Below are 5,506 nucleotides of genomic sequence, written 5' to 3'. Positions count from 1 at the left end.
CGCCGCTGCGCCGGCTTAGAACTGGTTCTGGTTGTTGCTCTTGTTCTGCGCGTTCTGGTTATTCTTGTTCTGCGCGTTCTGGTTATTCTTGTTCTGCGCGTTCTGGTTGTTCTTGTTCTGACTGTTCTTGCTTCGATTGTCCTGAGCATTCTGGTTGCTGTTGCGGGTATTGTTCTGATTGTTCTGATTGTTCTGATTCTGCACGGTGCTCACCTCGCTTTCGCTGAAAGAAGTTTACCCAGGGACAGGAAATCATATGCAAGAAAATGGGTAAAAGGGATACCAAATCGGTGGGATTCGTGTTATAATCAATTCATTAAATGGTATCAGGAGGTACGCCGACCATGAAATGCCCTTATTGTGCCCATTTGGAGAGCAAGGTCGTGGATTCCCGCCCCTCGGATGAGGGCGCCAGCATCCGCCGCCGCCGGGAGTGCCTGGCGTGCCACAAGCGCTTTACCACCTATGAAACCATGGAGAGCCTGCCGCTGGTGGTCATTAAGAAGGACGGCAGCCGCCAGACGTTTGATAAGTCCAAGCTGCTCAACGGAATGATCCGGGCCTGTGAGAAGCGGCCCGTGGCCTTTGCCACGCTGGAGGCCACCGCCAACGAGATCGAGCAGACCCTCCAGAACGAGATGAGCCGCGAAATCCCCTCCGATCGGATCGGCGCGCTGGTCATGGACAAGCTGAAAGGGGTGGACGAGGTCGCCTATGTACGATTTGCCTCGGTCTACCGGCAATTCAAGGATATCAGCACCTTCATGGCTGAACTGTCCAAGCTGCTGGAAGAAAAGTGAACAACAAACAGCAAGAGGCTGCCGCAACCAGGTTGCGGCAGCCTCTTATCCTGTTGTCCCGCCGGAGCGGCCGTCACTTCGCGTTGGGGGTTTTCCAGGCCGCGTGGTCGGTATGCAGCAGGTGGTGGGACTTCTCGCCCAAAGGCGCTTTCAAATAAGTGCGGTAGAGCGCTTGGATATCCGGGTTCTCATGGGAATAGCGGATCTTCGATTTGGCGTCCATCTTCCACAGCAGCGCGCCGCGGGAGGCGGCAAGCTCCTCGTTGCAGTGGATGGGCTGTCCGCCGCCGCCGGCGCAGCCGCCGGGACAGGCCATGACCTCTACGAAGTCGTAATCCACACTGCCCGCGTCCACTGCGTCCATCAGGGCGCGGACATTTGCCAGACCGCTGACTACGGCAACCCGGACCTCTCCCGCGCCCGGGATGGTAAAGGTGGCTTCACGCCAGGGCTTTCCGCCCCGGACGGCGGAGAAAGCGTCGGCGTCTGGATTGGTTCCGGTGACCAGGAAGTAAGCGCTGCGCAGGGCGGCGTCCATTACGCCGCCAGTGGCGCCGAAAATCACCGCCGCGCCGGTGCCGCTGCCCAGAGGGCTATCGAACTTCTCCTCGCCCAGGTCGGCGGGCACGATGCAGTCGCTGCGGAACAGACGGTCCATCTCACGGGTGGTGAGCACCACGTCCACATCCGGGTCGCCGCAGGCGTCGTTCATGGTGGGCAGCTCGCTCTCCGCCTTCTTGGCGGAGCAGGGCATGATGGAGACCACGAACACCTTGTGGGGGTCCAGCCCCTTCTGAGCGGCAAAATAGCTCTTGGCGACCGCGCCGAACATCTGCTGGGGAGACTTGGCGGTGGAGAGGCAGTCGGTGTACTCCGGGTACTGGGATTTCAGAAAACGCACCCAGCCGGGGCAGCAGGAGGTGAACATGGGCCAACGGTACTTTCCGCGATGGGTAAAACGCTCCAGAAACTCGCTGCCCTCCTCCATGATGGTCAGATCGGCGGCAAAGTTGGTATCAAATACATAATCGAAGCCGACCCGTTTCAAAGCCGCCACCATACGGCCAACGGAACCGGTCTTGGGGTCCAGACCGAAGCTCTCGGCCCAGGCCACCCGCACGGCGGGAGCCACTTGGACTACGGTGGTCACGTCGGGGTCAGCCAGGGCCCGGAGGACCTTGTTGGTATCGTCCCGCACGGTGAGGGCCCCGGTGGGGCAGTGGGTCACACACTGGCCGCAGAAGGTGCAGTCGGTATATTTCAGACTGCGGTTGTAGGAGACGTCCACCGTGGTCCGTCCGCCGGTGCCCGCCACATCCCAGATCTTCATGCCCTGGATCTTGTCGCATACCTGCACGCAGCGCATGCATTTGATACACTTGCTGGCCTCACGGACCACCGGCACGTCCAGGTCCACCCGGGAGCGTTCCGGCTGCACCTGATAGGGCTGGTAATGGATGTTCAGATCGTGGGAGAGCTTCTGCAGCTCACAGTTGCCGCTGCGCACGCAGACGGTACAGTTGGAATCGTGCTGGGAGAGGATCAGGCGAAGGTTGGTCTTGCGGGCCTGCCGCACCCGGGGGCTGTTGGTGCGGATGACCATGCCGTCCACCACCTGGGTGTTGCAGGCGGGCACCAGGCGCTCGGTGTCCTCGACCTCCACCATGCACATGCGGCAGGCGGCGATCTCGTTGAGTTCCTTCAGATAGCACAGGTGGGGGATCGGGATGCCGGCGTCCTCGGCGGCCTGCAGGATGGTGTTTCCTTCCGGCACGCGCAGTTTGCGGTCGTCAATTTTGATGGTTACCATTTTTCCACACGGCCTCCCTTAAAAATCCCATATCCAAAGTGGTCGCAGCGCAGGCACCGGGAGGATTCCTTCAAGGCCTCCTCGCAGGTCATGCCGCACTCGATGCACTGGAAGTCTTTTTTGCGTTCGCTGGCCTCCCGCTCGCTGGAGGTGATCCGTCCCCGGGAGCGCAGGTCGGTATAGCCGGGCACCGGCACCTGCACCTCCGAAACGATCTCGTGGTGGAAGCCGAGATATTCGTCGATGTTGGCGGCGGCCGCCTTGCCTGCGGCGATGGCCTTGATGACGGTAGCGGGGCCGGTGACGCAGTCGCCGCCGGCGAACACGCCCTCCAGTTCCGGCAGGCTGGTGCTGGAGTCGGCCAGCACGGTGCCGCCCCGCTGGATCCGGATGCCGCTCTGCTCCAGACCGTGGGTCTCAATTCCCTGCCCGATGGCCACGATGATGGTATCCGCCGGGATGCGCTTTTCCTCCACAGCGGCGGCGCCGGGCCTGGGGCGGCCCTGCTTGTCGGCCTCGCCGATCACCTGTGGCTGGGTCCAAAGGGCGGTCACCTTTCCGTCCTTGTCCGCCTCGATACGCAGGGGAGCCTGGAGCGTGAGCAGCTCGGCGCCTTCGGCCACGGCGCCTTCCACCTCCTCCGGCAGAGCAGTCATATCCTCTTGGCGGCGGCGGTAGACGCAGGTCACCTTTTTCGCGCCCAGGCGAATGGAACTGCGGGTCACGTCCATGGCCACGTTGCCGCCGCCGATCACCACCACGTTTTGGCCGGTGAAATCGGGCATTTCGTTGTCGCCGATCCGGCGCAGCATCTCCACCGCGGAGACCACGCCCTTGCTGTTTTCACCCTCGATACCCGTCTTTTTGTCGGTGTGGGCGCCGATGGACAGATAGATGCAGTCATACTGCTTCTTCAGCTCGTCGAAGGAACAGTCGGTGCCGACGTTCACGCCGGTATGTACCTCGATCCCCAGAGAGAGGATGGAGGCAATCTCCTGATCCAGCAACTCACGCGGGAAACGGTAGCTGGGGATGCCGTAGCGCATCATGCCGCCCAGCTGGCTCTGGCGCTCATATACCGTCACCTTGTGGCCCATCAGCGCCAGATAGTAGGCGGCGGACAGCCCGCCGGGGCCGCCGCCCACGATGGCCACCGCTTTGCCGGTAGCGGGCGCGCAGGCGGGCTGGGGCACGTCGCCTGCCTGATCTACGGCGTAGCGCTTTAGGCCGCGGATATTGATGGCGTTGTCCACCATGTTCCGGCGGCAGTGGGCCTCGCAGGGATGCTCGCAGATGTAGGCACAGGCGGTGGGGAAGGGATTGTCCTTGCGGATGAGGCGGACGGCGTCGTCACACCGGCCCTCCTTGACCAGGGCCACATAGCCGGGAATGTCTACCCCGGCGGGGCACATGGCCACGCAGGGAACCGGGTTTTTCAGACTGCCCAGACAGCGGTGGTGGGTGATGTGCTCCTCATAATCGTCCCGAAAGCCCAGCAGTCCCATCAGCACCAGCTGGGCCGCGTCGATCCCGATGGCACAGTCCGCCGTGTCCACGATGACCCGGGCGGTCTGTTCGATCCGGTCGAGGATACGCAGTTCCGGTTCGCCGTCCAGCACCTCGCGGATCATGCCGGAGAGCTGGGCCAGACCGATCCGGCAGGGCACGCATTTGCCGCAGGTCTGCGCCTGACACAGGTTCAAAAAATTCAGGGCCATGTCGACCGGACACAGACCCGGAGGGCTGGCAGCGATCCGCCGTTCCATATTGCGGTACAGCTGTTCCACCACAGCCTCAGACTGACTGGGAGTTTTGACATACAGTCTGCTCATTTGCTCCGCTCCTTCTACTTATAGTTCTAAATGGGAAACTCATCAGTTTTCAAGTCGCGCATCTGAGAGAAACTATAGTCCAATGAAGTGGATCTGTCAAGGACAATTCTGAATTTTTTCGCATGAAATCATCATTTTTTTGATTATTAGGATAATCTTGCAAAATAAATATTGACAAAAATGTGACAATGTCGGATTTTCCGCTTACTGGGAGGTATGTTACTTTCCTGCAAGAAAGTGCCGTTTTTCTGTCAAGCGGATTGGCCGCACGGCAAAACCTTTGTGCACTTTGCCCGGCCCATGAAAAGGCCCAAAAAGCGGGCGAAGACGTCTGCGTCTTCGCCCGCCGGGAATCAGAATACATTTTTCAGGGTGAGCTGTTCGGACTCGTAGATCAGCTGGATCTGAGCGGCCAGGCGTGCGTTGGCGGCGGAATATTCGCCGCCCTCCTGACATTCGATGAATTCCAAAACTTCCTGGAAGCCGACGTGGATCAGATCGGTGTCTGAGTGGCGGAGGGTGACGTGCAGATAACCGTCCCGGGACGACCAGTGCTCAAAGGCGGAGCGGGTCAGCAGGTCCGCCCGCTCCCAATCGCCGGCCTCCGCCAGGGCTTCCGCCTGTTCCAGCAGGCCGGTGAGTTCCCGCGTGAAGCCCCGGAGATACCAGCTGTTGAGCAGAGTGGCGCAGAACAGGGCGGCAAGGATGGCGGCGGCGATCCACAGGCGCTTCATCCGACCGCCTCCTTTGCCACGAAGTAGACGCGGTTTTGCTCGTCCACCGTCAGCAGGAACACGTCGCTCGGCTGCTTGAGCTTATGCTGAGCCAGCTGCTTGTCGAGCCAGTTGCGGTCCAGGCCCCGCGTATGAAGATTGCGCTCGATCACCCGCCCGTCGTTGATGACGACCACCGGCAGTCCCACATCCTCCGGCGTTACGTTCATCTGCTCGGCCGTCACGGGAAGCTGGTTGGCGTAGGGAAGCACGGAGAGGCGTCCATTGGTCTCCAAAATCGCATATTTTACGGTGGACAGATCCGTGATTCCCTTCATCCGGAGCTCCTCC

General features: G+C 60.8%; 6 protein-coding genes. 1 reads left to right on the top strand and 5 read right to left on the bottom strand.

The window, feature by feature from the left end:
• Window positions 1-15 precede the first annotated feature (15 nt).
• Complete coding sequence (locus tag MR825_RS03765) at window positions 16-204, bottom strand: hypothetical protein (protein WP_207723721.1); 189 nt, start codon at window positions 202-204, stop codon at window positions 16-18.
• Between the two features lie 140 nt (window positions 205-344).
• Between MR825_RS03765 and nrdR the strand changes: the two genes are divergently transcribed.
• Complete coding sequence (nrdR, locus tag MR825_RS03760) at window positions 345-800, top strand: transcriptional regulator NrdR (protein ID WP_287878974.1); 456 nt, start codon at window positions 345-347, stop codon at window positions 798-800.
• A gap of 73 nt (window positions 801-873) precedes the next feature.
• Here nrdR and MR825_RS03755 read toward each other — a convergent pair whose 3' ends face one another.
• The 4 genes from MR825_RS03755 to MR825_RS03740 all read right to left on the bottom strand — a co-directional run.
• A complete protein-coding gene (locus MR825_RS03755; RefSeq protein ID WP_186907262.1) occupies window positions 874-2,610 on the bottom strand; it encodes an NADH-dependent [FeFe] hydrogenase, group A6 in 1,737 nt (578 codons plus the stop codon).
• The gene (locus MR825_RS03750; RefSeq protein ID WP_186907263.1) at window positions 2,604-4,442 is read right to left on the bottom strand and encodes an NAD(P)-binding protein; all 1,839 of its coding nucleotides are present in this window, start codon (window positions 4,440-4,442) and stop codon (window positions 2,604-2,606) included. The genes MR825_RS03755 and MR825_RS03750 overlap by 7 nt, the downstream gene beginning before the upstream one ends.
• 353 nt (window positions 4,443-4,795) lie before the next feature.
• Complete coding sequence (locus tag MR825_RS03745) at window positions 4,796-5,176, bottom strand: DUF4363 family protein (protein WP_186907264.1); 381 nt, start codon at window positions 5,174-5,176, stop codon at window positions 4,796-4,798.
• Window positions 5,173-5,506 (bottom strand): DUF421 domain-containing protein (locus MR825_RS03740; RefSeq protein ID WP_287878969.1); only part of this gene is annotated, 334 nt, incomplete at its 5' end. The genes MR825_RS03740 and MR825_RS03745, both read right to left, overlap by 4 nt.

It is taken from the genome of Lawsonibacter sp., assembly GCF_022777125.1.
Lineage (GTDB): Bacteria > Bacillota > Clostridia > Oscillospirales > Oscillospiraceae > Lawsonibacter_A > Lawsonibacter_A hominis.
Note: the sequence above shows the minus strand (reverse complement) of the source record. Positions and strands in the feature narration are given on the sequence as shown.